The 26,309-nt window shown below is 35.9% G+C and carries 25 protein-coding genes and 1 pseudogene; 2 read left to right on the top strand and 24 right to left on the bottom strand.

Features of this window, described 5'->3' with window-relative positions; all coding sequences use genetic code 11:
* The 8 genes and pseudogenes from AC3HD6_RS04775 to AC3HD6_RS04740 form a co-directional block, all read right to left on the bottom strand.
* Nucleotides 1-956 (bottom strand): annotated as a pseudogene (locus tag AC3HD6_RS04775) (T9SS type A sorting domain-containing protein); the annotation flags it as partial.
* 607 nt (nt 957-1,563) lie between these two features.
* Nucleotides 1,564-1,977, bottom strand: a complete 414-nt coding sequence (locus tag AC3HD6_RS04770) for a hypothetical protein (RefSeq protein WP_488895331.1) — start codon at nt 1,975-1,977, stop codon at nt 1,564-1,566.
* A 177-nt stretch (nt 1,978-2,154) separates the two neighbouring features.
* Complete coding sequence (locus AC3HD6_RS04765; protein WP_488895330.1) at nt 2,155-2,544, bottom strand: hypothetical protein; 390 nt, start codon at nt 2,542-2,544, stop codon at nt 2,155-2,157.
* A 93-nt stretch (nt 2,545-2,637) separates the two neighbouring features.
* Nucleotides 2,638-4,965, bottom strand: coding sequence for a beta-glucosidase BglX (gene bglX, locus AC3HD6_RS04760; protein ID WP_488895329.1), 2,328 nt, complete (start codon nt 4,963-4,965; stop codon nt 2,638-2,640).
* 73 nt (nt 4,966-5,038) lie between these two features.
* Complete coding sequence (locus tag AC3HD6_RS04755; protein WP_488895328.1) at nt 5,039-5,740, bottom strand: carboxylesterase family protein; 702 nt, start codon at nt 5,738-5,740, stop codon at nt 5,039-5,041.
* 176 nt (nt 5,741-5,916) lie between these two features.
* Entirely contained in the window at nt 5,917-7,308 is a 1,392-nt protein-coding gene (locus tag AC3HD6_RS04750; RefSeq protein ID WP_488895327.1) for a glucoamylase family protein, read from the bottom strand.
* Between the two features lie 67 nt (nt 7,309-7,375).
* On the bottom strand, nt 7,376-8,845 hold the full coding sequence (locus tag AC3HD6_RS04745) for a RagB/SusD family nutrient uptake outer membrane protein (protein ID WP_488895326.1): 1,470 nt from the start codon (nt 8,843-8,845) through the stop codon (nt 7,376-7,378).
* A 5-nt stretch (nt 8,846-8,850) separates the two neighbouring features.
* Nucleotides 8,851-11,706 carry a SusC/RagA family TonB-linked outer membrane protein gene (locus AC3HD6_RS04740; RefSeq protein ID WP_488895325.1) on the bottom strand — a complete coding sequence of 952 codons (2,856 nt, stop codon included), beginning with the start codon at nt 11,704-11,706 and terminating at the stop codon, nt 8,851-8,853.
* 348 nt (nt 11,707-12,054) lie between these two features.
* Between AC3HD6_RS04740 and AC3HD6_RS04735 the strand changes: the two genes are divergently transcribed.
* Nucleotides 12,055-12,726, top strand: a complete 672-nt coding sequence (locus AC3HD6_RS04735; RefSeq protein ID WP_488895324.1) for a DUF4197 family protein — start codon at nt 12,055-12,057, stop codon at nt 12,724-12,726.
* Nucleotides 12,727-12,767: 41 nt separating this feature from the next.
* Complete coding sequence (locus AC3HD6_RS04730; protein ID WP_488895323.1) at nt 12,768-13,073, top strand: DUF493 family protein; 306 nt, start codon at nt 12,768-12,770, stop codon at nt 13,071-13,073.
* A 122-nt stretch (nt 13,074-13,195) separates the two neighbouring features.
* Here AC3HD6_RS04730 and AC3HD6_RS04725 read toward each other — a convergent pair whose 3' ends face one another.
* From AC3HD6_RS04725 to AC3HD6_RS04650, 16 genes are all read right to left on the bottom strand, one after another.
* Nucleotides 13,196-13,546 (bottom strand): ArsC/Spx/MgsR family protein, encoded by a 351-nt coding sequence (locus AC3HD6_RS04725; RefSeq protein WP_488895322.1) that lies wholly within the window; start codon nt 13,544-13,546, stop codon nt 13,196-13,198.
* An 88-nt stretch (nt 13,547-13,634) separates the two neighbouring features.
* Nucleotides 13,635-14,249, bottom strand: coding sequence for a deoxynucleoside kinase (locus AC3HD6_RS04720; protein WP_068943809.1), 615 nt, complete (start codon nt 14,247-14,249; stop codon nt 13,635-13,637).
* A gap of 25 nt (nt 14,250-14,274) precedes the next feature.
* Nucleotides 14,275-15,171 (bottom strand): hypothetical protein, encoded by an 897-nt coding sequence (locus AC3HD6_RS04715; RefSeq protein ID WP_488895321.1) that lies wholly within the window; start codon nt 15,169-15,171, stop codon nt 14,275-14,277.
* Between the two features lie 153 nt (nt 15,172-15,324).
* Nucleotides 15,325-16,347 carry a glutaminyl-peptide cyclotransferase gene (locus AC3HD6_RS04710; protein WP_488895320.1) on the bottom strand — a complete coding sequence of 341 codons (1,023 nt, stop codon included), beginning with the start codon at nt 16,345-16,347 and terminating at the stop codon, nt 15,325-15,327.
* Nucleotides 16,348-16,382: 35 nt separating this feature from the next.
* Nucleotides 16,383-16,766 (bottom strand): VOC family protein, encoded by a 384-nt coding sequence (locus AC3HD6_RS04705; RefSeq protein ID WP_488895319.1) that lies wholly within the window; start codon nt 16,764-16,766, stop codon nt 16,383-16,385.
* A 5-nt stretch (nt 16,767-16,771) separates the two neighbouring features.
* On the bottom strand, nt 16,772-17,272 hold the full coding sequence (locus AC3HD6_RS04700) for a GNAT family N-acetyltransferase (protein ID WP_488895318.1): 501 nt from the start codon (nt 17,270-17,272) through the stop codon (nt 16,772-16,774).
* Entirely contained in the window at nt 17,269-17,700 is a 432-nt protein-coding gene (locus tag AC3HD6_RS04695) for an SRPBCC family protein (RefSeq protein ID WP_488895317.1), read from the bottom strand. The genes AC3HD6_RS04700 and AC3HD6_RS04695 overlap by 4 nt, the downstream gene beginning before the upstream one ends.
* 233 nt (nt 17,701-17,933) lie before the next feature.
* A complete protein-coding gene (locus AC3HD6_RS04690; RefSeq protein WP_488895316.1) occupies nt 17,934-19,544 on the bottom strand; it encodes a Na+/H+ antiporter in 1,611 nt (536 codons plus the stop codon).
* Between the two features lie 147 nt (nt 19,545-19,691).
* On the bottom strand, nt 19,692-20,696 hold the full coding sequence (locus tag AC3HD6_RS04685; protein ID WP_488895315.1) for a bestrophin family protein: 1,005 nt from the start codon (nt 20,694-20,696) through the stop codon (nt 19,692-19,694).
* An 81-nt stretch (nt 20,697-20,777) separates the two neighbouring features.
* Nucleotides 20,778-21,455 (bottom strand): DUF2490 domain-containing protein, encoded by a 678-nt coding sequence (locus AC3HD6_RS04680; protein WP_488895314.1) that lies wholly within the window; start codon nt 21,453-21,455, stop codon nt 20,778-20,780.
* A 142-nt stretch (nt 21,456-21,597) separates the two neighbouring features.
* Nucleotides 21,598-21,993, bottom strand: a complete 396-nt coding sequence (locus AC3HD6_RS04675; RefSeq protein WP_488895313.1) for a DUF1398 domain-containing protein — start codon at nt 21,991-21,993, stop codon at nt 21,598-21,600.
* Nucleotides 21,994-22,127: 134 nt separating this feature from the next.
* Nucleotides 22,128-22,577 carry a VOC family protein gene (locus tag AC3HD6_RS04670; protein WP_488895312.1) on the bottom strand — a complete coding sequence of 150 codons (450 nt, stop codon included), beginning with the start codon at nt 22,575-22,577 and terminating at the stop codon, nt 22,128-22,130.
* A 42-nt stretch (nt 22,578-22,619) separates the two neighbouring features.
* Complete coding sequence (locus AC3HD6_RS04665) at nt 22,620-22,991, bottom strand: VOC family protein (protein ID WP_488895311.1); 372 nt, start codon at nt 22,989-22,991, stop codon at nt 22,620-22,622.
* A gap of 68 nt (nt 22,992-23,059) precedes the next feature.
* Nucleotides 23,060-23,530, bottom strand: a complete 471-nt coding sequence (locus AC3HD6_RS04660; RefSeq protein ID WP_488895310.1) for a hypothetical protein — start codon at nt 23,528-23,530, stop codon at nt 23,060-23,062.
* A 10-nt stretch (nt 23,531-23,540) separates the two neighbouring features.
* Nucleotides 23,541-23,996, bottom strand: coding sequence for a DUF1569 domain-containing protein (locus AC3HD6_RS04655; protein ID WP_488895309.1), 456 nt, complete (start codon nt 23,994-23,996; stop codon nt 23,541-23,543).
* Between the two features lie 326 nt (nt 23,997-24,322).
* Nucleotides 24,323-26,185, bottom strand: coding sequence for a tail fiber domain-containing protein (locus AC3HD6_RS04650; RefSeq protein ID WP_488895308.1), 1,863 nt, complete (start codon nt 26,183-26,185; stop codon nt 24,323-24,325).
* Nucleotides 26,186-26,309 lie beyond the last annotated feature (124 nt).

The following is a 26,309-nucleotide window of genomic DNA, read 5'->3' as shown; positions in this document are numbered from 1 at the left end:
CCGGATCTTTCTGAGCGGGATTCACCGCCAATGATATAGCCGTTCGACGTTAGAGCCAGGGTTCTGATATGATCATCTCCTTTCCCGCCAAAGTTCTTTTCCCATTCTACTTTTCCGTTTTTATCCAGTTTAACGATCCAGTAGTCGCCTTCACCGAAGTTGCTGCTTTGTTTTGAGGCAGCAGATATCAGGTTATAGTTAGTAGTATTTCCAGTCGAAGATTTACTTTCAGGATTTCTAACCCCAGAATCCTTAACTTCGGAGCTCCTTGAATAGATTCCCAATAAGGCTCCCCCATCTCTTGTTGGAATCATTTTTTCTACTTCATCCAGACCTTTTCCGCCTAAAATCAATTGAGAGAGTTCTTTTCCGTCTTTGTCGAGTCTTGTGATCCAGACATCTTTAGAGCCATAGCCTTTGGAGGCGTTTTGTACATTTCCGGCAACAAAAAATCCTAGATCTGTAGTTTGAATGACTGCTTTGGCTTCTTCATCAGAGACAGTTCCCAAGGTTTTCTGCCACAATTCATCTCCAAATTCATTGATTCGGATCAGCCACATATCAGATCCGCCTTTGGAGTCCTCTTTCTTATCCAGTCCTTTATCTGAATACGAAGTTCCGGCTACAAGAAATCCGCCATCCTGGGTAGATACCGTGGCAGAGAGATAATCATGATTATTTCCTGAGAAATACTTTTCCCAGGCCTGTTCTCCCTGTTGATTCAGTTTCACCAAATGGAAATCATAGCCATTGTTCTGCTTACTTCCAGCCTCCAGCTTCCCGCTTCCTGACTGTATAGAGCTTCCGGTGATAAGATACTGCTGATCGATCGTAGTAGTCACCTGACTCAGAAAATCCTGAGTAGAGGATTTGATGTCTTTTTGCCAGAGAACTTGCTGGGCAGACAGTCCCAGAATGGTGCATAGCGTACATGCACTAAAATAAAGTTTTTTCATTCCCGTGTTGTTTTGAGTTGAGTATTAGTCTTTTCAAATTTTTGCAAATTTAACATTTTTCACATTACACAAGTCATATTTATGTGATTTAACATGAAATATTTCCATTAATAAAGACCCTTCATTGCATTTGCGCCATCCTTCATGGATCATACAAAGCTACTACGGCATAGCGACAGAACTTGACGTATTTTAACAACTCAATCAAAGGTTCTTGAAAAAACAGTGAATGAATCTCTGACTTAATTTTTGAGATGGCTATTTCATTTTAGGTTTTGACTAAAGTGGGATATATACATTTAAGACATCTTCGATTAATTAAGATAAGAATGATAGCTAATATTGATGTTGAAATACAAAAGGACAATAGATCCTTAACGGCATATCATTTATTACTCATTGCTTATTGCTCATAAAATAGCCCCGATAGAAACGGTTACCCCGCAGCATGGAGGTGGCCCTTTGGTTACGCTAAGGGTAAGGGAGGTGGCGTGAGGAGTATGAGTGGATAGCGGGATCAGGCTCCTGAAAATATTTTAAATCTGAGATGTTAATTCATAAAAAAACCACCCTATTCGAGTGGTTTAATTTTCTTGTAAAATATCATTTATTGATAGATTACTTCATCATCTTTTTTAATTTGGTAGCCCGTTTTTTTGTAAGGTGTTAATACATATGTCTCTTTAATATAGCTTCCACTTTTCCAGATTTTACTTTTCCCTTCTCTATCAAGAAGAATGCTTTTTGCGTTTCCTTGCGGAATAAAAATTTCTGCCTGCTTCATATCTTTACTAAAAATAACAGCTGTCATACTAGTATAGCTTTTATCTGAGCTAACTTCTTTTAATTTAATTTTCTGCGCGAAAACCTTTATACAATTATTTCTGAGTTGTGAATACGTATACCCCGCAGAGCCTATACAGCCATGAACATCCCTATCACCTCCCAAAACAGGGGCTTTTTGTTGGGCTAAAGCTAAAGATCCCAGGAACATCATGCTCAATAAAATTGGTTTTTTCATATTTAAATTATTAATGTTTTCAGTTTGGTAAAAGTATTTTGAAATAAAGATACTAATTCATTCTTAGTTACAAAAAATATTCTTGCTCTAAGTAGTCTATGAATTCTATTTTATGTGAATTAATTTTACAAAAGAAGCCACTCCTTCGAGTGACTTTTTTTCTTTGAGAATCTGATTTTATTGATAGATCACTACATTATCCTTTTTAAGCTGATAACCGCTTTTTTTGTAAGGAGTCAGTACATACCCATCTTTTTTCCAAGCTTTTGCTTTTCCTGCTCTGGCAAGAATTATACTTCCTCCTTCTGCATCTTTAACAAAAACTTCAGCTTTCTTCATGTCTTTACTGAAAATAACCGCTGCGATATAATCTCCTTTTGTAGCAACCTCTTTTAATTTGATTTTTTCTTCAAAAGTTCTTACACAGTTTTTCTTGATCTGTGAATACGTATATCCTGCTGAACCGATACATCCGTGAGCATCTTTATCGCCACCTAATACCGGTGTTTGTTGTGCGAATGCTAAAGTACCAAGGAACATTGCGCTCAATAAAATTGTTTTTTTCATGTTGTTTGTATTATTATGATAACTGATCAGGATATTAATAAAAATCATGCCAAAAATGACCATAAAACACATTACTGTGAAAAAAAATAATTTTTACTTTGTCCAATTGATCTTTGAATGTTTCACCTCATCGGAACTAGTTCCAATCATAATATCGAATTCCCCTGATTCCCAGTCATATTTTAAATCTCCATTATAGAACTTTAGATTTTCCGGGGTGATGGTAAAGGTTACTTTTTTCGATTCTCCTTTTTTCAAAAATATTTTCTGGAAACCTTTGAGTTCTTTTACAGGTCTTGTAATACTTCCTACCATGTCTCTGATGTACAGCTGAACAACCTCAGCACCATCATAGTTTCCGGAATTGGTTACTGTAACAGATGCCTGAATTTCCTGATTACCCTTTGGATTTGTATTGGAAATACTGATGTCAGAGTAATTGAATTTTGTATAGCTTAATCCGTATCCGAATGCATACAAAGGGGTATTACACTCATCCATATAATTGGAACGAAATCTTTGGTATTCACATTTATCCGTCAATTTCTGATCTAGCGGACGGCCTGTATTTTTAGCATTATAATAAATAGGAATTTGTCCTAAACTTCTTGGGAACGTCATTGGTAATTTTCCTGATGGGTTTACTTTTCCAAAAAGGACATCAGCCATTGCATTTCCAGCTTCTGAACCTGGGAACCACGCGTTAAGGATGGCATCAGGAGTGTCTTTCACGTTTGTTAATGCTAATGGTCTGCCAGTGAAAAGAATCATTGCAATTGGTTTTCCGGTCTTTTTCAACTCGTTTAACAGGTCAACTTGTGACTGAGGAATAGTGATTTCTGATCTTGATGAAGATTCTCCACTCATTTCTGCTGATTCTCCGATCGCCAGAACAATAACATCTGCTTTATTGGCAACGTCTACCGCTTCTTTTAACAATTCTTCTTTGGAACGGTTATCTCTGTCGGTTTTCTTTCCGTGAGCTGCATAGATTTCTTCCAATTTTGCATCGTAATCAATGTTGGCTCCTTTAGCAGAAAGGAATTTTACTTCTTTGCCGTAATTGGCCTGAAGCCCCTGCATTAAGTTAACTGAAACACTGTGTTTTGTAGCAACACTCCAGGTTCCGGCCATGTTCATGGAGTTATTCACCAAGGGTCCGATTACCGCAACCGTTCCTGATTTTTTCAAAGGTAATACCTGATTTTCATTTTTCAATAAAACCATTGACTGGGCCGCAACGTTTCTTGCAACATTACGATTTTCCATATTGTAGACTTCTTTAGCAGCAAGCTTTGCATCCCCATGCTTGTATGGATTATCGAAAAGACCTAAGTCGTATTTTGCTTCAAGAATTCTTCTCGCAGCCATATCAATTTCAGCCTGGGTAACTTTTCCTTCGGATAGAGATTTTTTTAAAGTAGTTAAAAAGCCTTCTCCTACCATATCCATATCAACTCCTGCTTTTAAAGCCAGCGCTGAAACCTGCTGTATATCTCCCATTCCATGATCAACCATTTCATTGATCCCGGTATAATCAGTTACTACAAATCCTTTAAACTTCCATTGATTTCTCAATACTTCGGTCTGAAGCCATCTACTTCCTGTAGCAGGAACTCCATCTACTTCATTAAAAGAAGCCATTACCGAAGCTACTCCAGCATCTACAGCAGCTTTGTAGGGTGGAAAATATTCGTTGAACATTCTTACATGGCTCATATCAACCGTATTGTAATCTCTTCCGGATTCTCCAGCTCCATACAGTGCAAAGTGTTTTACACACGCTAATATATTTGTACCATTGGCAAGGTCTTTTCCCTGATAACCGTATACCATGTTTTTTGAGATCTCACTTCCTAAATACGGATCTTCACCGGAACCTTCGGATACTCTTCCCCATCTTGGTTCACGGGAAATATCTACCATTGGCGAAAATGTCCAGTTAATCCCATCAGAAGCTGCTTCTCTAGCGGCAATTTTTGCAGACTGCTGTACCAGATTCATATCCCATGAAGCAGCTAATCCTAACGGAATAGGAAATGTTGTTTCATATCCGTGGATCACATCCATTCCGAAAATCATTGGAATCTTCAGTCGGCTTTTTTCAACAGCTACTTTCTGAACTGCTTTAATTTTATCTGCTCCTTTTATGTTGAATAATCCTCCTACTAATCCCTGCTCTACTTTTTTTCCGATATCCGAACTCTGAGCCATCCCGGTCGTAAAGTCACCAGAGGTTGGAAGGTTCAGCTGTCCGATTTTTTCATCTAAGGTCATTTTAGATAAAAGATTATCTACAAAGGCTTTTTTCTTGGCCTGATATTGAGCAGTCTGGTAAGACTGTACTGGTTTATCCACCATTTCCTGAGCAGAAAATACCGGCGAAAGGGCCAGGGTTGCAAGTACAATTAACTTTTTCATAAATCTATCTTCTTATTATTATTGTTTTGATTTTTATGGAGTCTACTTTCGCTTTACGAAAATTGTATTCCTATTATTTTTCCTTTTTTTTAGACAGCATCCATTCATATAATTCGGGGTTTGAATATGCAGAATCCCAAGAGTTATGATTATCATTCGGGAAGATTACCAGCTCTGCTGTTGGATTTACAGGATGAAGTTTTTGATAAAATTTGAAAGCATTTTCAGGCAATACAATATCATCCATTCCGCCATGGAATATTTTCATATTCAAATCTTTAAACTGCTGAATATTGGCCGTCATCACCTGATCGGTAGGTGCACAAACTGAAGCTACTGCCGCAAACATTTCAGGATGCTCCATGGCCAGTTTTAATGTTCCCCAACCTCCCATAGAAAGTCCTGTAAGGTAAATTCTAGAGGCATCAATTTTATATTTTTTCTGAATTTCCTTGATCAGATTATATACTGTAACGGTGTCCCACCAGCTATCTGCCGGACACTGTGGAGCCAGAATAGCCACAGGTTCTTTGATCAGATTTTTATAAGTGAAAGGGCTGTGGGCCTTTACCAACTCAAGGTTATTTCCTCTTTCTCCTGAACCGTGAAGAAAAACGATTAATGGTACATTTCCTTTTGTATTTTTAGGATAATCCAAAATATAGGATATTTTTTCCTGCCGTTTAAACTCTTTGTTCAGTTCTGCTTTTATTTCCTGGGCATTAAGCTGTAAGGAAAACGGCAGTAATAAGAGGGGAATATGTTTTAAATTCATAGTCATATTAGGTTTTGGTTAAAGCCTTTGGATTTGATTTTGCTTTTCTCGCTGATTATGCAGATTAAGCAGATTATTGTGTTTGAGTTCTATTCAAAATCTGTGGTATCAGCTAAACCTGCGAGCTTTATTTTTATCATTGATTGAACTTGTCTTTATAAACCTCTTCCAATCAATTATTTTATTCCATATTTAGTAGATTGAAAGCTCAGTTTTTTTAATCCTTGTTGAATTTCGGGAGCATTCATAAATAGTTTCCACAAAAATCCGGTTCTATAGTTTTCGATCATGGGAGCTATTGTTCCTTGATCGATGGCCAGGTATCTTGGGGTAAACCAATTGTTATAATTGATGGATGTGGCATCGTAAGGTCCTGCCGAACCAATAAATTCAGGTTTCTGAGTATAGATAAATCTCAGAAAATCCATAGATTCTTTTGGAGTGTAAGGAAAGCTACTTAAAGCAGCTGTAGGAGTAATCACACCACTATCATTACTTGGCATGTGAGCAGTATAGCCGGTACTTCCATCCTCATTTCTTGTATATCCGGCTGTTAACCCCCAATAGTTAGGCCCATACCCTTTCCATTGTTTTGGATTTTCAACACAGTATTTATAATCGATAAGAGTTTGATTTTTATTAATATTAAAGTAATTTTTCACCAGTTTATCAGATAGCCCTGTCGGGTCAAGCCCAACGTATGAATATTGAGCCCAGAAGAGTGGCCCGCCGTATTCTTCGGCATAATTGTGTTTTACATACAGGGGTAATCCGTATTTTGTTTTATCGGTAAGATAAGCTCCGTTTCGGGTCCAGCCTTTATAATACGTTTCAGCATCTATGGAATAGGTAGGTGAAGATGCGGCAAGAATATAGGTAATTAAACATTCATTATATCCTTCCAGTGGAAAGTTCATTTCCCATTGGTATTCTGGGGACCAGTGCCAATACAGTACTTTTTCCCCACCTTTGGTGTACCAGTTCCATTGAATTCCTTTCCAAAGTTCATCACATTTTGCAGCCAAGGATTTTTCTTCAGTATTTCCATTTTTAAAGTATTCACGAACCATTAATATTCCTGAGGTAAGAAAAGCGGTTTCTACAAGATCTCCGCCATTATCTTTTTTCCCAAAAGGTACTGTCTTACCCGTTTCCCCATTGATCCAATGTGACCATGCGCCTTTGTGACGGTCTGCTTTTGCCAGAAAATCCATGATATGAGTAAGTCTTTTCACTGCCTCTTTTCTTGAAACGAATCCTCTCTCTACTCCTACCAATAAAGTTGCTAATCCAAATCCTGAACCTCCGGTTGTGATGACATGTTTATCATTATCCGGATAGATATTGTCCTCATGGTAACGTTCTCTTCCTAACAGAGAATTGGGTTCTGCATAATCCCAGAAGTACTTTAAGGCATCTTTCTGTACTTGATCCATCAGCTGTTCATCTGTGATGGTACTTTTCACTCTATTATTTTTTACAATTTCCGGTTGGGAAACCTGAGTATTTTTACAAGAATAAGTAAAGAATAAAGAAGTTACGGCAATTGATAATAAGGTCCTTTTCATTGGTATCGGGTTATAGGTTATAAAATTAGAGGAGAATTTTCACTCTCCTCTAGTTTATGGTTATATGTTAATATCCTGGGTTTTGTTGAGACAACCCTCCTGCTTCCATGATAAAATCTTGAGGAAGAGGAAATACTTCGTGTTTTCCTACTTGAAATACTTTTCCTCCATCTGCAGCCATGGCTGACTGAGCTTGTCCGGTTCTTACCAGATCAAACCATCTGTCATGTTCAAAAGCAAGCTCCAATCTTCTTTCTTTCCATATTGCTGTTCTTACATCTGCTTGTGAAGTGGCAGTTGTCGGATTAATTTTAGCTCTTTCTCTTACTTGATTTAATAATGAAATTGCTGTACTTGTCTGCCCTAATTCATTAAGTGCCTCTGCTTTAATTAATAAAACTTCAGCGTATCTTAAATAGCGAATATTAACATCTGTAGCACCTGAACTTCTATAATTGGAGGAGTATGCTTTATAATTATAGAATTTGTTTTCTACAAAAGGTCCTACATAATATCCGTCATATAATGTCATATCTTTATGAATAATAGTAGCATCTCTTCTTTGAGAATCACCTTCAGCCGTATAGGCATCATACAATCCTTGTGTAGGAGTTGCAAATCCCCAACCCCAGCCTGTAGTACCTCTAGCTCCCTGTACCTGACTATACTGTTGAATGGCTCTTCCTGCAGTTCCTCCGCTTCCATTAATCTCAAAAACTGATTCAGCATTATTTTCACCTGAAACTTTATAGATATCCTGGAAAATCGGAGTTAGTGAATATCCTGTAACTTTTCCACATTCATCTGCTGCAAGTTGCCATTTTTTCTGATAAAGATATACTTTAGCTAAAAGAGCATGTGCAGCTCCTACAGAAGCTCTACCTACATTATTTCCAGTGTATGCAGACTTTTCAGGAAGAGCGTCAATAGCCTCTTTTAAATCCTTTTCAATAAACGCATAGATTTCTTCTTTGCTCTTTCTTGTCAGTGTCATTTTCTTATCCTCCTCAACTCCTGAAACAGGAACATGGTCGACTAATGGAACACCTCCAAATGAACGAACTAAAGTAAAATACATAAAGGCACGCAGGAATTTAGCTTCACCTATTAATCTTTTACGTAATTCCGGATCAGCCTTATCTAATGCAGGTATATATTTCAACGCCTGATTCGTTCTATTGATTCCTTGATAGTTAGAAGCAAAAAGTTCCTTAAAAGACGGAGTAGAGGGTGTAAAGTTCAAGGCATCAAGAATATCCTTATCTGATCCTGTATCTCCAGGACTTGATCCTTTATCCGCATCATCAGATACAATAGAAGTAACACCTATCCATGCAAATGTACTCATATTCCAATCCAAGAATTTTGCGTAAATAGCCGTCACAAAACTACTAGCCCCTTCATTACTATTATAAATATCTAAATTGCTCTCAGGAATGGATTCCGTAGGAGACACCTCTATAAAGTCATTACTGCAACTTTGGTTTACAGCGCCTAAAATTAAAAATGCTGCTGCTATGATATATTTCTTATTCATTATTTCTAAAAGTTTAGGTTAACACCAAATACAAAAGATCTTAAAGTAGGATAATTATCCAATTCAACTCCTGCTCCTTTATAAGGGTTTCCTTCAGTTGAAGGATCAGCCGGGTTATATCCTGACAATTCAGAGGTATATCCTGAATATTTTTGAAATACTATAGGATTTATTGCACTTACATACAATTTCACAGATCTCAGATAATCAGTTATGTTTTTAAATGTATATCCTACTGAAATGTTATTGATTCTAAAATAATCTCCCTTTTCCAAAAAGAATGTTGATGCAATAGGAATTTTCGTATTCGGTGCTGGATTGGCTGCATTTGTATTATTAGCAGTCCAATAGTTATCGGCTACTGATGCTTCTATATTTTCACCACTTATCCTTTGTGCCTTTTTACCATTATATACACTGAAACCAAACGCTCCATAGCCATTCAATGCAAAATCCCAATTTTTATAAGTCATTGAAATATTAATACCCAAAGTAGATTTCGGAATATATGAACCTACAAAACGTCTGTCACCAGCATCTGCACTTCCAGTAACTCCATTCCCATTTAAATCTTTAAATTTCATATTTCCATCAGCATCATATCCATCAAATTCCCATAAAAAGAAACTTCCTAAAGGATTACCAACAGTCTGTGCATTAAAATATTTAGTATCCTGTCCATTCCCCAGACCTCCACCTACAACCTGAGATACAGGTTTAGAAGTATTCATGCTTGTAAGTTCATTTTTATTATAAGAATAATTAGCTCCAATGGAATAGGTGAAGTCTTGCCCAATTTTATCGGCCCAATTAAGGCTTACCTCAGCTCCTTTATTGACAACGCTTCCCATATGAGAATAATTATCTTCAGAAATACCCGTCGTCATATAAGGTTTAACCGCAAGAATAATATTCTTTGTCTCTCTATTATAGATATCGAAAGTACCAGTCAATCTGTTATCAAATAATCCAAAATCTAATCCTATAGATGTTTCATCCGTAACCTCCCATCCTAATTCAGGATCATAACCTTTATTTACCGTAACTCCATTACTTACTGCAGAAGCACCAAAACCATAATTATATGTAGCACCAGATAATAAAGGTAAATAGTTAAGTGGAACTTTTTGGTTGGCTATTCTACCCCAGCCTCCTCTCAGCTTCAAAGTTTTGAAGAAACTATCTTTCATAAAATCTTCTTCTGAAATAATCCATCCTGCTCCAAAAGAAGGAAATGTTCCCCATTTGTGACCATCAGCAAACTGAGAAGATCCATCACGTCTTACTGTAGCGCTTAAAAGATAACGGTTCATAAATTTGTACTGTAATCTTCCAAAATATGAGATCGTCGTATTTCGATCCCCTTGAATAGACTCAAGAGCCTTAGTCTTATCATCACTGAAAAGAAAACCGTAGTAATCAGTATTTGATGTATTCCAATAATCTGCCTGACCTGGAAGATCTTTTCTGTTCATAATCAAAGTACTCAATCCGCTGTTTACAGAAGCTTCAGTACCTGCTACAATTTCAAAATCATGGTTATCTATTTTTTTATTGTAGGTAAAATAGTTACTCAACAACCAGTTATAATAGTCAATATTTTTATTCATTAACCTATTAACAGGATCTGTAGATGAATACTGAGAAATTGTCCTCATAGGATCACTTGCCAGCCATATAGCCCTGGTGTCCGTAAAATTATAATACTTGGAAGTTCCATATTCTCCGTTAAACTGCGAAGTAAATTTCAATCCTGTTATAATATCTACATCTAGCTTCAGCCCTCCTTGAAGAATAAAGCTTTTCCCTTTTTGATTATCGAAAAACAATTGCTGCATAGGATTTCCTACGTTATTAAAACGTCCACCTGTATAGCTGATATTTCCCTGCGCATCATAAATAGGCTGCCCCCATTGTCCATTTGGATAATAGACAGGAACCAAAGGAGACTGTTTATAAGCCGTTGTAAAAACACCTAAAGATTTTGGAGTATCGTGAGTGAATGTTACACTTAAATTTTGAGATAAACGAATACCTTTGGAAATTTTATATTCGTTATTTGTCCTTACTGTAGTCCTATTATAATCCGTTCCCTTAAGAATTGACTGCTCATCATAATTACTAAAACTTAAGAAATATTTTACAGCATCAGAAGATCCAGAAATAGACACATTATGCTGATTATACACACCTGTTCTTGTTATTTCTTTAAACCAATCCGTATTATATGGCTGATCGGGATTTAAAAGCCCTTTCTTCTCTGCTGCAAGTCCAATATTGTTATAAGGAACAAACTGCTGGCTATTAGCCATTTTTACAGTTCTCAGAGGAGTTCTCACCCCTATTAGTCCATCGTAGGTTACATTAAGTTTTCCTTTCCCAGTCTTTGTAGTAATGATAATAACCCCATTTGCAGCTCTATTACCATAGATTGCTAGTGCGGCAGCATCTTTAAGAATGTCATAGGTTAAAATATCATTAGTATTGATATTATTAATATTATTTACATACATTCCATCGACTACATATAATGGAGTTCTTCCACCCAATACGGTTCCTAATCCTCTAATGGTTACTGTAGGAGTAGATCCCGGCATATCAGATGCTACAACCTGAACACCTGCCGCTTTCCCCTGAATGGCCTGCGAGGCATTCAAGACTTTGGTTTTACTTACTTCTTCTGCACTGATGGAGCTGATGGATGTTGTATTATCCACTTTTTTACGGCTACCATACCCGATCATGACTACTTCGTCAATCTTCTGAACTTTGGCAGAGTCATTTGTAACCTGCGCATTCACGTTCATCCCGAAGTATAAAACTGCGATGAGGCATGGATACTTTAAATTACTTTGTTTCATATAGTTTCAATTTTATTCGTACAATCAGATTTTCAACATTGTCTCATTTGGAAGCATTCAATTTCTCAAATGAAGACATTAGCCAAAAATAGAAAAAAAACCGAAACATGTTAAAGTATCTTAAAAATTCAAAAAAAAATGCTTTTTTTTACATAAAAACCATAGTTAAATAATATTATTCAAATTAAAAACCAATATAACCATCAATTCGATATCATATCATTAATAACAAAATCAAGTTTTTAACAAAAAAAATCACCAAATAATTCACTAATCATTAATATTTTGTTAAATACAAAATAGTATTTACCTTTGGTGCAGTTTTTGAAAAAAGCAATAAAAAGATCAATGAAAAAATATATCATTGCATCGGCTCTTATTATTGGGACCGGTGCTGTTATTACCACTACCGTACAATCCTGTACAACACTTGCCACAAGTGATATGGGACTTTCCATTATTAAAAGAATGCTACTCAACGGTATTGATAAAGGAATGGGAATTTACACCAATAAAGAAGCCTTCTTACAAAACAATATGGTCGACAAGGCTCTTCCGAAAGAGCTGCGAGAAATTAACTCCATGCTGGAAAAGATTGCTCCGTCATTGGTGGCTAAGGAAAGAGATTATATCGCACAGGCAGCAGCCTACACGGTAAACACATCAAGACCTATTCTGCAAGGTGCTGTAAACAGCCTAAATGCACAGGATGTAACAAGAATTATTGAAGGCACTACAGCCACACAGATTCTGAAGGAAAAAACATCACAGCAGCTTATTGCGGCGATCGCTCCAAAAGTAGACGAGAAACTTAATGAATATGGGATTGTAAAAACCATCAACACTGCTTTATCTGGAAGTAATTTCTTAGGGAATCTTTTAGGAGGAAATAAAAATACTGTAAATTCAGGCGGATTGAGCCAGCTTGCTTCTGAACAATTGGTTGCAGGACTCTTCAATATCATTGAAGATTATGAACATCAGAATTCCAAATCCCTTTTAGGACCATTTGGAAAATAGAAAAAATTTCGCTATATTTATATATTATATTAGAACTGCAGATGGATATATTACAAGGAAATCAACACGCAAATCCTGAAGAATTTTATAAATCTTTAAAGGATAAACTGGAGGGTCATCATGATTTTCCGGAAGATTATTTATTTAAATTTATCATTCCTACAGACCAATCAAAACTCACTGAAATATACAAAGTTTTTGATGGGATTAAATTTACACTGGGAAACCGCGAAAGCAAAAATGGAAAATACACAGCCTGCAACATCAATGCATTTGTTTTAGATGCCGATCAGGTAGTTAAAATTTATAAAGAAGTAGCAAAAATAGAAGGCGTTATTCTATTATAAACTAAAAAGGCTGTCATCTGACAGTCTTTTTTATTTTAATCATGATTCTAGATCACATAATTTCTTAAAAAACAAATCTGCGGCTGTTTCTTCGAAACAGCCGCAGATTTTATATATTTTTATTATTTTTCAATAAAGAACTTTACATTTTCAATAGGTCTTCCCAGCATAGCTACTGAACCTTTGACTAAAATAGGTCTTTGAATCAATGAAGGATTCTCAGACAAAATCCGGATCCATTCTTCCTCCGAATAATTTTTATCTGCATAATTTTCAATATACAGCTTATCTGTTTTTCGGATGATATGAAAAACGCTCTGATTGAGCTTTTTCAATACTGTTCTGATCTCCAAAATACTTAGTGGATCTTCAATGATATTAATGATCTCAAAAGGCACTCCATTTTCATCAAGATACTCCAATACTGCATTTGATTTTGAGCAGCTTCCGTTATGTAAAACCTTCACTAACATTTCCAATTATTTTAAAAAATTAAACTTGTCTATTACAAATTTAGCAAGAATTCAATGGACCTTGTCTTAATGTTCTAATAAATGTTTGTTAAAACAATCCGTGTAATTCGGTTTCAATTTTTTCCAGAATTAATCCGAAGTCTTCAGGTTTTTCAACGAAATCAAGATCATCCACTTCAATAATCAGCAATTTTCCTTCTGTATAGTTGGAAATCCATTTTTCGTATTTCTGATTTAATTTTGACAGATATTCGATGCTGATAGAGGCTTCATACTCGCGTCCTCTTTTGTAGATTTTCTTTACCAGATTTGGAACATCTGACTTAAGGTAAATTAAAAGATCCGGTGCTGAAACGAAAGATTTCATCAGATCAAAAACAGATGAATAATTGTTGAAATCTCTATCAGAAAGGAGATTCATATCGTTCAGGTTCTCCGCAAAGATGTGGGCATCTTCATAGATCGTACGGTCCTGAATAATATTTTTACCACTTTCTCTGATCTCTTTTACCTGACGGAATCTGCTTCCCAGAAAATACACCTGCAGGGCAAAGCTCCACTTGCTCATATCTGAATAAAAATCCTCCAGATAAGGATTGTGATCTACGTCTTCAAACTGTGCGTCCCATCCGTAATGCTTAGAAAGCATCGTAGTTAAAGTTGTTTTTCCTGCTCCAATGTTTCCTGTAACTGCAATATGCATAATTCTTTTTCCTTGTATTTACTGATTAATTGATAAGCTTTTCTACGCCTGCTGCCTGAACCTCGGAAGTTTCTTCAATCAACTGTTCCAATATATTGTCAGAGTTTTTCTTTTCTGCTCCTCCATTGGGTTTTTCTTCAGCATTTTCTACGGGTTTTCCTGTAGATTGCTCTATGATCTGAAGCTCAGTTTCCTGTTGTTTTTGCTGTCTGGCTTTCTTTACTTTTTCAAGGCTGTAAAGATAGAGTTTGTTCCCCTTGATTTCAAAATAAGAAAGGATGTTTTTATCCACAATTTGTGCATCAGGGTCATCAAAAATGACACTCATACCTTTCTCTGGAACATATTTTAAAATTGAATTATGGGTAACCACCAAAATATTATCATTCTCTCTTCTGAAACGTTTCCCGTTATCCACCGGAGCCTCAAACAGTTTTTCGAATTTCAGATTATACACTCTGATATGCTTTTTGGTGAGAACATATACTTTGGTTTCATACACCAGGAGATCCATCAGGTCCTCGAAACTAATATCAAAAGGAAATGAGTTGATGGTGGTATCATTTCTGAAATTATATTGAATTAACCTTTTTGTACTGTCATCCAGCAGCCACAATTGCTGTAAATCTTCAGCATAGGCCATTCTTATAAACCCAAATTTCTGTTTGAAATCAATACGTTGGATTTCATTCATATTCTGGTCTACAAATTTCATTTCCTGAGCATTTTCTGAAAATAAAGGCACGTTTAATGGATTTTGTACTGTCTGCACCTTGTAGGGAACAGTAAGCATCATTTTCCCGATCTGTTTCCCTAAAGAATCATATTTGGTAAAACTAAAGTCTTTATTTTTATAGATGTAGAGGCTCCCATAGTCATCAGCCAGCATATCTTTAGCTTCCTTCAGCTTCAAGGTATCCAAAGGAAGAATGTTCTGTGCGGCTGACGAACAGAAGACGAAAATGCATATCAGATAGATTAATCTCAAAATTCTTTTACTAAGATAGCGCTCCTCACGGAACGCTACCAATTTACACTTTATTTTATTCGAATAGAAATTGTTATGAAATTTTTCTTATTTAATAACAACTTCATAAATCTTCGGCCAGTTCTTTCCGGTCACCAACATATTTTCCCCCTTGAAAGCAATTCCGTTCAGAACATCATCTGATCCTTTTGTATTTTGCTTTGCAATTTCTGTGAAATCAAATGTACCTACTACTTCTCCGGTTGCAGGATTGATTTTCAGGATAATTGGTTTTTGCCATACGTTTGCATAAAGAAATCCGTTATGATATTCAAGCTCGTTTAATTGATCATATGCCTGCGAACTTCCTGCTACTGCAATATATTTGATCAATTTTGAAGGGTCATTCGGATCAAGGAAGTATAAAAGCTTGCTTCCATCTGATGCAATCAGGTTTTTCCCGTCATAGGTCAATCCCCAACCTTCTCCCAATACGTTTGGATAAGCAAACTCTGATAATAATTTCAGTGAGCTTTTATCGTAAATATATCCTTTCTTACTCTGCCATGTCAATTGATATACTTTATCTCCTACAATTGTACTACCTTCTGAAAAATCTTCAGGAGCCTGTTTCGTAGAAGCAAGTGGCGTAGTGGTTCCCAATGTATATTTTAAGATCTGTGAAGATCCGTTTTGTCCATCACTTTCATAGATTGTATTTCCTTCAGCCTGGAACCCCTGTACAAAGTTTTTAGGATCGTGAGGATATTCTGCTACAATCTGGTAAGCAATATTTTTTTCAGGATTTTTTGCAAATACATTAATGGTTGCATCCTGATTTAGGGTTTCTCCGCCTTTAGTTTTGATATTAAAAGTAACAGCATTGTCTCCTAAAGTAAAAAACTTGGGGTCAATCGTTAAATCTGTTGTTTCTTTATCTCCAAAACTGATGGTTACACTTTCCGCATTTTCCGTTACTTCTTTTGGAAGTTGAAGTTTATCACCAAAATGATATCCTTTTGCTTCCATTGAATTATTATAGTTGTTTAGGGTGTTAAGAATTTCTTTATCCTTGTTACAAGATGCCAGTAATAAAATTGCTGCGAAACCCGCTATTATATTTTTTTTCATTGACTTTCTAAATATTTCCCCAAAAATAGCAAATTTTATTCCGTATTGCCAATATTATCCACAGGTTCACCAAATTGTAGGATATATCCATTGTTATCGTATACTGCAAATTCTCTCATTCCCCATTCAAAAGTTTCAATTTCATAACAAATTTTGGTCTTTGTTTTAAGATCTTCCCATAATTCATCCACTTTATCTACATTAAAATAAAATGACCCTGTAAAGCCAATGGCAGCAGATTCTTCATGTTGATTAGGCAATGCAAACATGATATGAACATCATCTTTTCGAAGGGATGCCCAATGCCAGTCATCATTTCTGGTAAGCAGTTCAAAACCAAGAATATGAATATAAAACCCTATAGTTTCATCCAAATTTTCAGTCCAAAGCATAGGGCGAAGTCCCATAAATCTACTCATGATTTCTATCGTTCAAAAGTTTCTTTGTGAATTTTCATATTGATTGAAACCCATGTTTCATCATCAATTTTCACTTCATTCTTTATATCAGGATCAATCGCAAAACCTACTTTTTTGTAACATTCTACAGCTCCGGTATTCCAGTCATATACATTGAGTTCTGCCAGTTCTCTGCTGAAGTTTTCAAATCCATATTTCAGAAGTTCCTGCATTACTTTTTTCCCGTACCCTTTTCCCCTATTGTTTTCGTCCCAGATTAAGATTCTTCCCAGCAGGAAAGTTTTCTCTTTTAAAAATATCTGCGCGTGACCGATTGTGTTCTGATTCTCTACATCCACTATTTTGAACAGGGTTCTGTTTTCGTCAGACAAATCACCTTCAAGCTGATCTTCGGTCAATGGAAAATGATACATTGGTCCTGCAAATTGCAGAAGTGACCTTTTATCTTTAATGTTTGAGATCAATGCTGAAGCATCATCAATATTGAATGGTTGTAACTCTATCATACTCTTTTTTCTAAATATTCTTTTAAACTTTGGCCTAAAATCGAGTTCCATCCGCCGATAAAATTCTCTCTTGAAAAACCTTCTCCGAGGCCCTCAAAATTTTCAATTCCGTCATGAGTTAGCTTTACCAAAGTTCCGTCCTCTTCAGCCGACAGTTCCCAAGTTACAATTGTTTTCAGATCTGAAAAATCAGGATAAGACCAGGTATGCTTTACTTTTTGGTTGGGGATAATTTCCAAAATTTCTCCTTGATGATGGTATTTGTTTTCACCTCCGGGTTCATAGAAATTAAAAACCTTTCCTACTTGCGGTTCAAAATCCTGAATATCAAAATACCAGGACTTCATTTCATTTTTATCTGTTAATGCTTTCCAAACCTTATCGATAGGAGCATTTATTTTGTATTGGACAGTGATTGGTGTATTCATATCTATAAAGTTTAAAACAAAATATTTTAACCATAAAAGTCACAAAAGAACCTTAACACTTAAGTTATTTTAAAGCTAATATTCTTGTTTTTGAAAAGAACACTTAAGTTTTGAAAATCTGTAGATTTTCACTTTGTGAACCTTATGCAAGTTAACTTTAATTTTAGACTTAGCTTAAATCCTTTTGTGACTTTTGTCTATTTATTTTACGTTTCCGTAAGGGTTCTGTATTATCAATGAGAGAATCCTGTGATTTTGGCTTCATCGAAATCCAGCTGCATTTCTATGGTTCTCATTACATGATCATCAAATATTTTCTCTTTTTTCATCCTATGCAATTCGTTTCTCTGAGCCTGAATGACCTGACGAAGAACATCTTTATTCTCATTAATGGCGGTCACATAATCTCCAGTAGAAGCCATACACTGGGCTTTATCGGCCATCAGCATCATTTCGTTTTCCAATTTATGTTTTTGATGACGAACAAGACTGTTTGATACAGCCAATTCAGAAAAATCATTTTCCAGTTTATGTAAAGCTGTTTCTTTAAGCTTACGCATCAGGATAACTTCCTGTTTTTCTTCTGGCAATTCACTTCCTGCATCCTGGATATTCAATAATTTCAGGATTGGAGAAAGTAACAGCCCTTGCCCTACCAGGGTAATTAATATAATAACGAAAGTGACGAATAAAATGATATTTCGGTGTGGAAATGCATCGCCATTAGGTAAAAATGCAGGAATAGATAATGCTGCAGCTAATGAAACCACCCCTCTCATCGCTGCAAAACTGATGATAAAAGGTTCGCGCCAATCAGGTTTCGGAACTTTTAGCCTTAATTCTTTAGAGCAAACTCTTGGAAAATACATCAATGCATAGCTATAGACGATCCTTGTTCCGATAATCGCTCCACCAATTACTACACTATAGAAAATTCCTTCGGAAATGGTATAATCCGTCAATCCTTCTACAACAATTGGCAGTTCAAGGCCAATGAGGATAAAAATGATGGTATTCATCAGAAATATTAAAACACTCCAGACATTTCCGGATTGAATTCTTGAGGTATGACTCAGGTAACAATGAGAATTGTAAGACATCAACAATCCCCCGGCAACTACAGCCAAAACGCCTGAAAAATGAAAATGTTCTGCTCCAACATACATGATGTAAGGAACGATCAGTGTGATAACAGTATCTATATTTGAATTGGTAGGGATAATCCTTAATAATGCTCCAAATAAGAACCCTACGGCTACTCCTACTGCAATTCCGCCAATGGCCATCGTAAAGAAATCCTGCACCGCTTCCCGCCAGATAAACTGTCCTGAAATAACAGCTGCAAGGGCAAATTTAAATACAATTAAACTAGACGCATCGTTAATTAAACTTTCTCCTTCCAGGATATTGGTAATTTTTTTTGGAATTTTCATATGCTTCAACACTGAAGTTGCTGCTACAGCATCCGGCGGAGAATTTACCCCACCCAATAAGAATCCCATCGCCACAGTAAGCCCTGGAATAATAGAAGATGAAAGATAAGCGACCACTATTGATGTCAAGAACACAAGTCCAAAGGCCATAGAAAAGATCTGTTTTCTCCATTTGTGGAAGTCCTGCCAAGAAGTAAACCATGCAGCTTCAAATAAAATAGGCGGAAGAAAAATAAGAAAAACCAGATCAGGCTCTATTTCTACACGAGGCATTCCTGGTACGAAGCTTATCAATAATCCTGCAATAACAAGAAAAATAGGATAAGCAACCTTCAGTTTTTGCCCAATCATTACTAATATCATTACAGACAGTAAGACTACAATGGATATTATAACATAGCTGTGAATCATTTTGAGTTAGTTTTTTTTTAAGTACTATTTTTTATCAAATTAAATGAGAAAAAGTCTTTATAATAAATGGTTATAATGTAAACCCACGCAGATTTTGCAGGTAACGCAGATTTATTTAGAACAGATAATCAATTTTTGCTCTTTAATTTAAAGGACAATATTATTTTTTGGAGTGATTGCCGGCGGAAGATCCTTTTCATCCAGCATATCCCTCATATCAATTTCTATGGTACGGCTAATCTGAGTGATAGGAACATCATTGGCACTACCCTCAAATGGATTTACAGATGCCTCTCCTACACTATCCAGGGTATGAAAACACCATGTCACCAATAATGAAAAAGGAATATTGAACCAAATAGTCCATCCTTCCACCATAGACCCTTCGCCCAGTTTATCAAATTCTTTTAATAATCCAAAAGGAACAAATACAATAAACAATAACAAAAGATAGGTTGTAATGGAAGAAAAGTTCCTTGGATACGGAAAATTTTTAATTCTTTCTGCTTTTCCCTGGCTGTCGGTAAACTTTACCAGCTGCTGATTGATCTGTGTCCATTGAAAATCATTAATCTCTCCTTTTTCATAGGCTTCAGCCAATTCTTTACTCTGACCGGCCATCAGTTGTGTTGCCCTGTTTTTCTTAGTGAGAATATACTGAAGTTCTGCTTCTGAAAGGTATTTTTTAAGTTCGTCATCTAACTTAGAAAGACGCTCCGGAATATCATACTTTTTAGCATATTCATCAAACTGGGCAGATCCTGTATTTTCCCAAATTCTAGGTTCTCTAAGCTGAAATCTTAATGCTGTAAGCCATGCATAATGACGAAGAAACATTTCTTTTACTTTACCTGAGTCTTTTGTAATAAGAGCATCTCTTAGTATATATCCAAAACTACGGCTGTCATTGATGATAGCCCCATAAATCTGTCTTGCTTCCCAAAGTCTGCTGTAACTGGCATTGTTTTTAAAGCCCACAATAAAAGCAACTGCTGTTCCCATGATCGCAATGGGCTGCCAGGGCACGGAAAGAAATTTCCAACCTAGAAAATAAAGAATCGTAGGAATAGCTGCCAATACGATTAAAGCATAAATACTGCGGCGTGTCCAATTGATGAATTCACGCGCTCCAAATCTTTTTCCTGAATGCATATGTGTTGTTTTTTTGTGTTAATTTTAATCAATATCTCAAATGAGAGTTTCATCAGTGCATTCAGCAAAAAACAGGTACAATCAGTTTTTGGTAAATGGTATATTGTTATAAAAACCAATCTGAATTTGTCCTCTGTTTCTATTCTCCTGAATCTGATTCATATATCCGGCTTCAATTCTCATGTTCTTGTTAATTACATAGCCTAACGCTCCATAGACTCTGTTTCTATCAAAAGTAGGGCTGTTGAAGTGCAGGAAAATTTCATTATACACTGATGCATACAGTGTTTTGGGTAACATTTCCTTTTGAGTGATCGGGATATTTACTCCTAACATATAACGAAATCTCATTCTGAAATCGTCTTCCAGAAAACGTTCCTCTAAACGATAACGATGCTGAAGGTGAAAACGTCCGAACTTCTGTTTGGTAATATACTGCTGGAAGATTCTGTGTTCTATATTTTCTTTTTTATCGCCGTTTACATAAGGCTGGCTCAGAATAAAACCATACCCCAATAATACATTATTATTGTTCTCGGTAAGGTCATACCCGATCCCGGTACGGATTAGAAGCTGTTCCAGATCTCCAATCGCATCAAAATTTCTGTACTGAACTTCATTGTGCCAGTTCAGCTTTTTACTGATCTTATTATTCCCAAAATACATATACCAGGCTCCCAAATCGTTTTTTTGTGCCCATGTAAGAACCGAACCTAAGCTTATTACTGTGAATACCAACTTCGTTAAAACCTTTCTCATGTTATCAATTATTATTATCTATCGTTTTTAACAAAATTAATACTTTAAATCAATAATGGCAAATGGTATTTTATAAGTGGTTCAAGCAAGTTTATAGTATTAGATAACTTTATATCTGTGTTCTGACCGAATTCCAACTATTTTAACCCGGAATCTGCTCTACTAAAACTTCTCTTCGTTCTTTATCAAAGTAAGTAGAGGTCATTGCATTCAGATCCATTTTCCAACCTTCAATTCCATTTTCTGCACAATCTTTACAGAATGTCATATAATCTGTACCTCCTTGCTGATGAAGTTTTAATCTTGCTTTAAAATGGTCAAAATTCACCTTTTCAGCAATAGTAAGCTTATCATATTTACTTCCTGTGTGGGCAGATTCATTGTTATCATCAAAATATTCTGTATTTCCTTCTGCAACGTAAGCAGTATAATGAGAAACGCCAAGATTTTTTATGGTTTTTATATATTGCGGGAAATCTGCCCCGCTTTTTACTTTTTGATGTTCGGTTTTGACATCTTCAATGGTAAATTTCATCATGTTATTTTTAATTAATGAGTGTTGTTCTTGTTCAAATTTAGAAATTTTCGGGATGCAAATATAATATCAAATAAAAAACCGACAGTATGATTGCCGGTAATTTATAACTATATTTCATATACAAAATAGTAATCTTAAGGATGCTGCTGCATTTTAGCAGGATCATCATAATTAACCATCCAGTTGATCCCGAATTTATCGGTAAACATTCCAAAGTAAGCTCCCCAGAATGTATCGGCTAATGGCATTGTTACCTGTCCGCCTGTAGAAAGACCGTCAAATAATTTATTTGCCTCTTCCTTAGATTCTGCATTGATGGAAATTGAAAAATTGTTTCCTTCTTTAAAATTAGAAGCCCACTCTCCACCTGTATCACTTCCCATTAATACAGTTTCTTTAGAAATAGGAAGGGTTACGTGCATAATTCTGTCCTTATCTTCTTCCGGAAGTTCTTTTCCTTCCATTGGAGGCATTTCTCCAAAGGTTCCGATATAAGGATATTCTCCTCCGAAAACCGACTTATAGAAATCGAATGCTTCTCTGCAATTTCCATTGAATGTTAAATAAACGTTTACTGATGCCATGATTGTTTTTTTAGTTAAGTTTTAATTTGTTTTAAATTCTGTTTATCTATGCTGATCGATCAGGATCATATTTCCATCCGGATCTTTCAGGTAGATGTGTTCAGGACCTGAAGTGGTTTCATCCGCTTCTTTATCAATTTCTACTCCCCCTTCTTTTAAACGCTTCTGAATTTCACGCACATCATCAAACTCCTCAAGGTTCTTTGCATTTTCATCCCAACCAGGATTGAAAGTCAGCATATTTCCATCAAACATTGCCTGGAACAGCCCAATCAGAGTAGATCCATTTTTCATGATCAGATAATTTTGCTCGGCAGCTCCTGCCATAGTTGTAAACCCTAATTTTTCATAGAAATCTTTGGACTTCTGAAGGTCTTTTACACTTAAGCTGATTGAAAATGCTCCTAGTTTCATATTTTTAAGATTGATTACGGACTAAGCCTTTTATAAATAATTATTGATTATTAAAGACAAATTTACTTTTACTGATTCTTCAAACGGGTTTTGAACTCCAGACTTCCGTCATAGCTTTTCCAATCGCCGATCAGTTCAATATATTGTCCTTCTACTTTTTCAGTTTTTCTATTCCATTTAAAATTATAGACGAATCTTCCTTTAAAAACTCCTGAATGTTTTCCTTTATTCTCTTCGGCAAGCTCGTATTCTCCAAATACAGTTCCCTGCTTTTTAGAGTCTTTATATTTTAAAATGGTGATTGTTCCTTCCCATTTGGTATAATTGGTATCTACGAGGGAATATCCTGAAACAAAATATTGCTGGTCATTTTTCTTATTTTGTTCAGAAATATTAATTTTAAGCTTCAGTTCCTGTCCTTTATTTCCAATGGTTCCTATATAAGGTTTACTGTTGTTCAGCCATGTATTTGAAATATCCGGCATTTGGGCCAACGCAAAATTGCCAGCCAGTATGAAGAGTAATAAAAGTTTTTTCATATCGTAATTTTTAGACTCCGAATTGAGCCAAGTGATGGTTCAGATGTTTGGCAAACATATTGTTCCATTCCTGAGCTTTTAATTTCCCGAAAGAAAAAGATTCTTTACCATCAAAAGCGTCTGCTCCTAATTGCTGAGTTTTTTGGATAAAACCAATCAACCTTCTCTTTTCTTCTTCAAAGTTTTTTCTTCCGGATATCAGGAATTGAGGTGCTGTAGGGGAATCTCTCGGATAGGCTTTTTCACCCACCACTTTAGATTTTACAAAGGTTTTTAAAATAAACTTTGCAATAGATCCCGGTTTTTTATGTTTTTCCGGCTCATACACCATTTCATAAGAGATACAACAGTGTGCCAACATCTGATCTACTGTCATTTTCCCCCATAATCCATGTGTATCTTCTACCAGCCTGTTTATCCTATCAATATAGTTTTGAGCGTCTTTTGCGTCAAATACATTTTCCATATACGATCTGTTTTTACTATAGACAAATATATCAGTTTTTTTGTTTGATTTTGCGGAGATTTTAAAGGATCGTTCAGTATATTTCTGCAATCACCTATTAAAGATGATTTATCGTTATAATGTCACCATCATCTTCACGCCATTTTAGCAATGAATAATATTTAGAGATAAAAAAAGTAAGTATCTTATAATGAATTATTTTTTAATCAGAGCAAAGATTAATATTCATTATAAGATACTTACAAAAATTATGTAGTGATATAAAAACAACAATTTCAATGATTATTCTGTTATTTTTTTATTTAAACTGATGCAGTTATTGGCATTTACTTGGATAGAATCATTTTTTTTGTGTCTACAAGGTTTTCATCAATAATCAATGAATACAAATAATTGCCTGCCACCAAAGAACCTGCTTCTATATTCACAGATCCATTATCAGAAGAAGATAGTGGAATCTGCTTTATATTTCGTCCACTCATATCTGTGACTGTAATCTTTGCTGAATAAAATTTTTGTGGAAGTTTGTAGCGAATCGTTGTATTCTGCGTAAAAGGATTAGGCACATTTTGTTCTAGTAATACCGATGATGCAGTTTGTGAGATACTAACAGATTTTGTTGGTTCTTCGGTAACTTTTCCTCCAAGAGCTTTTTCTACCAATGCCTTTAATTCGTTAATTTCTTTGCGCAAAGATTTATTTTCTTCACTCAGTTCTTGTACTGCTTTTACTAGAGGAACCACAAAGTCTCCATACCTCAGGCTATACAAATCAGTATCATTTTTTGGAATATCCACGCCACTGAAATTATAATCAATTGATTTTGCTGCTTTCTCCACATCCTGCGCGATAAAGCCTGTGTATAGTATTTTTTGCTGATCGGAACGGATATTTTTACTCTGAGAATTGTTATTTACAGATACATTGGTAATTTTATCTGCGGTTGCATAATCATAATTATAAGTAACAGGCTGCAATTGGTTAATGAATGACAAACCAGGTACATTTTTCTGGATATTCTTTTTTATTCTGCCATCTGACAACACGCTCCAGTTAACTGTTCCTCCAATACTTGTAACACTGCTGTTTCCAAAGCGCATTTGATTGCTTGCTGTAGCTACAGCACCCGTTCCTATTGCTGTAGTATTATTAAGTCCATCTTTGGATACATTGGCATCCATGCCTATAGCTACATTATTACTTCCGGATTTATTGGTAATTAATGATTTCAGTCCTAACGCCGTGTTATTTCCCCCAGTTGTTGCATCTCTCATGGCTTCATAGCCTACTATGGTGTTGTTGGAATAATGTCCATAACCATAAGTGGTATCTCCTCCTGAAATATTAGGATCGCCACTGGCGTTATGAGTTGACCATAATGCGCGGGTACCCACGGCTATATTCCAACTTCCATCAATGCTTCCCGCCAGAGCTTCATTTCCTACCGAAGTATTCTCTGCCCCACTGATATTGGACCATCCGGCATCTGATCCGATCGCTGTATTTTTGGATCCTGTTGTATTTGAATAGAGAGATCCAGGCCCAAAAGCTGCATTTTCCTGGCCGGTAGTATTCAACTCCATAGACTGGCTGCCAACCGCAGCGTTATACCATCCTGTAGTATTGCTATGCATCGCCTTAGAGCCTACAGCTGTATTTAAATTGGCAACTGTAACTATTAGGGTTTCGTACCCTAATGCTGTATTGTGCAGACCTGTGGTATTCTTATTTAAAGCGCTGAAACCTACACCTGTATTACTAAATCCTGAAGAATTGGAGTAAAGAGCGTTTGTTCCCACAGCAGTATTAAAATATCCATCCATATTACTGACCATCGTCCATGCTCCTATTGCTACATTATTATGCCCTGTTTTATTATTGATCATAGAATTTAAGCCCATTGCCGTATTCTGGACTCCGCTTGTATTTCTGGCTAAAACGGAAGAACCAAAGGCTGTATTTCCTTCTCCCCATGAATAATCTAACGCCCATTGCCCAAAGGCTGTACTATTGCTTGAAGGATTAACAAATCCACTGTTGTTATTGTTAACTTTAAAGCGTAAGGCATTGTTGTCTGTGGTTCCTAAAAAACTTCCGGATGCTCCTGAATTTCCGGTTAAAGACCAACTTTGTGCGTGCGTAGAGGTAATCCCCAATAGCCACGCTACTGAAATAAAGATTTTTCTCATAATTGTAATTTTTTGTAGGTGTATTAATCATCACTCATGCAGATATTCTATTATCTGCATGAGTAAGTACTGAACTCACTAAAGATAGAATTTAATTTAAAACACAGGCCATCTTTACATACTT

This window comes from Chryseobacterium sp. II3a (assembly GCF_057815135.1).
Note: the sequence above shows the minus strand (reverse complement) of the source record. Positions and strands in the feature narration are given on the sequence as shown.

Excerpts from the sequence above, each read along its gene's own strand:
- bglX (WP_488895329.1), bottom strand. The coding sequence starts at position 4,965 with ATGAAAAAGTTAATTGTACTTGCAACCCTGGCCCTTTCGCCGGTATTT.
- AC3HD6_RS04770 (WP_488895331.1), bottom strand. The coding sequence starts at position 1,977 with ATGAAAAAACCAATTTTATTGAGCATGATGTTCCTGGGATCTTTAGCT.
- AC3HD6_RS04675 (WP_488895313.1), bottom strand. The coding sequence starts at position 21,993 with ATGATGAAATTTACCATTGAAGATGTCAAAACCGAACATCAAAAAGTA.
- AC3HD6_RS04710 (WP_488895320.1), bottom strand. The coding sequence starts at position 16,347 with ATGAAAAAAAATATAATAGCGGGTTTCGCAGCAATTTTATTACTGGCA.
- AC3HD6_RS04740 (WP_488895325.1), bottom strand. The coding sequence starts at position 11,706 with ATGAAACAAAGTAATTTAAAGTATCCATGCCTCATCGCAGTTTTATAC.
- AC3HD6_RS04725 (WP_488895322.1), bottom strand. The coding sequence starts at position 13,546 with ATGTTAGTGAAGGTTTTACATAACGGAAGCTGCTCAAAATCAAATGCA.
- AC3HD6_RS04650 (WP_488895308.1), bottom strand. The coding sequence starts at position 26,185 with ATGAGAAAAATCTTTATTTCAGTAGCGTGGCTATTGGGGATTACCTCT.
- AC3HD6_RS04655 (WP_488895309.1), bottom strand. The coding sequence starts at position 23,996 with ATGGAAAATGTATTTGACGCAAAAGACGCTCAAAACTATATTGATAGG.
- AC3HD6_RS04665 (WP_488895311.1), bottom strand. The coding sequence starts at position 22,991 with ATGAAACTAGGAGCATTTTCAATCAGCTTAAGTGTAAAAGACCTTCAG.
- AC3HD6_RS04750 (WP_488895327.1), bottom strand. The coding sequence starts at position 7,308 with ATGAAAAGGACCTTATTATCAATTGCCGTAACTTCTTTATTCTTTACT.
- AC3HD6_RS04745 (WP_488895326.1), bottom strand. The coding sequence starts at position 8,845 with ATGAATAAGAAATATATCATAGCAGCAGCATTTTTAATTTTAGGCGCT.
- AC3HD6_RS04680 (WP_488895314.1), bottom strand. The coding sequence starts at position 21,455 with ATGAGAAAGGTTTTAACGAAGTTGGTATTCACAGTAATAAGCTTAGGT.
- AC3HD6_RS04730 (WP_488895323.1), top strand. The coding sequence starts at position 12,768 with ATGGATATATTACAAGGAAATCAACACGCAAATCCTGAAGAATTTTAT.
- AC3HD6_RS04735 (WP_488895324.1), top strand. The coding sequence starts at position 12,055 with ATGAAAAAATATATCATTGCATCGGCTCTTATTATTGGGACCGGTGCT.
- AC3HD6_RS04690 (WP_488895316.1), bottom strand. The coding sequence starts at position 19,544 with ATGATTCACAGCTATGTTATAATATCCATTGTAGTCTTACTGTCTGTA.
- AC3HD6_RS04695 (WP_488895317.1), bottom strand. The coding sequence starts at position 17,700 with ATGAATACACCAATCACTGTCCAATACAAAATAAATGCTCCTATCGAT.
- AC3HD6_RS04700 (WP_488895318.1), bottom strand. The coding sequence starts at position 17,272 with ATGATAGAGTTACAACCATTCAATATTGATGATGCTTCAGCATTGATC.
- AC3HD6_RS04720 (WP_068943809.1), bottom strand. The coding sequence starts at position 14,249 with ATGCATATTGCAGTTACAGGAAACATTGGAGCAGGAAAAACAACTTTA.
- AC3HD6_RS04685 (WP_488895315.1), bottom strand. The coding sequence starts at position 20,696 with ATGCATTCAGGAAAAAGATTTGGAGCGCGTGAATTCATCAATTGGACA.
- AC3HD6_RS04705 (WP_488895319.1), bottom strand. The coding sequence starts at position 16,766 with ATGAGTAGATTTATGGGACTTCGCCCTATGCTTTGGACTGAAAATTTG.
- AC3HD6_RS04660 (WP_488895310.1), bottom strand. The coding sequence starts at position 23,530 with ATGAAAAAACTTTTATTACTCTTCATACTGGCTGGCAATTTTGCGTTG.
- AC3HD6_RS04755 (WP_488895328.1), bottom strand. The coding sequence starts at position 5,740 with ATGAATTTAAAACATATTCCCCTCTTATTACTGCCGTTTTCCTTACAG.
- AC3HD6_RS04670 (WP_488895312.1), bottom strand. The coding sequence starts at position 22,577 with ATGGCATCAGTAAACGTTTATTTAACATTCAATGGAAATTGCAGAGAA.
- AC3HD6_RS04765 (WP_488895330.1), bottom strand. The coding sequence starts at position 2,544 with ATGAAAAAAACAATTTTATTGAGCGCAATGTTCCTTGGTACTTTAGCA.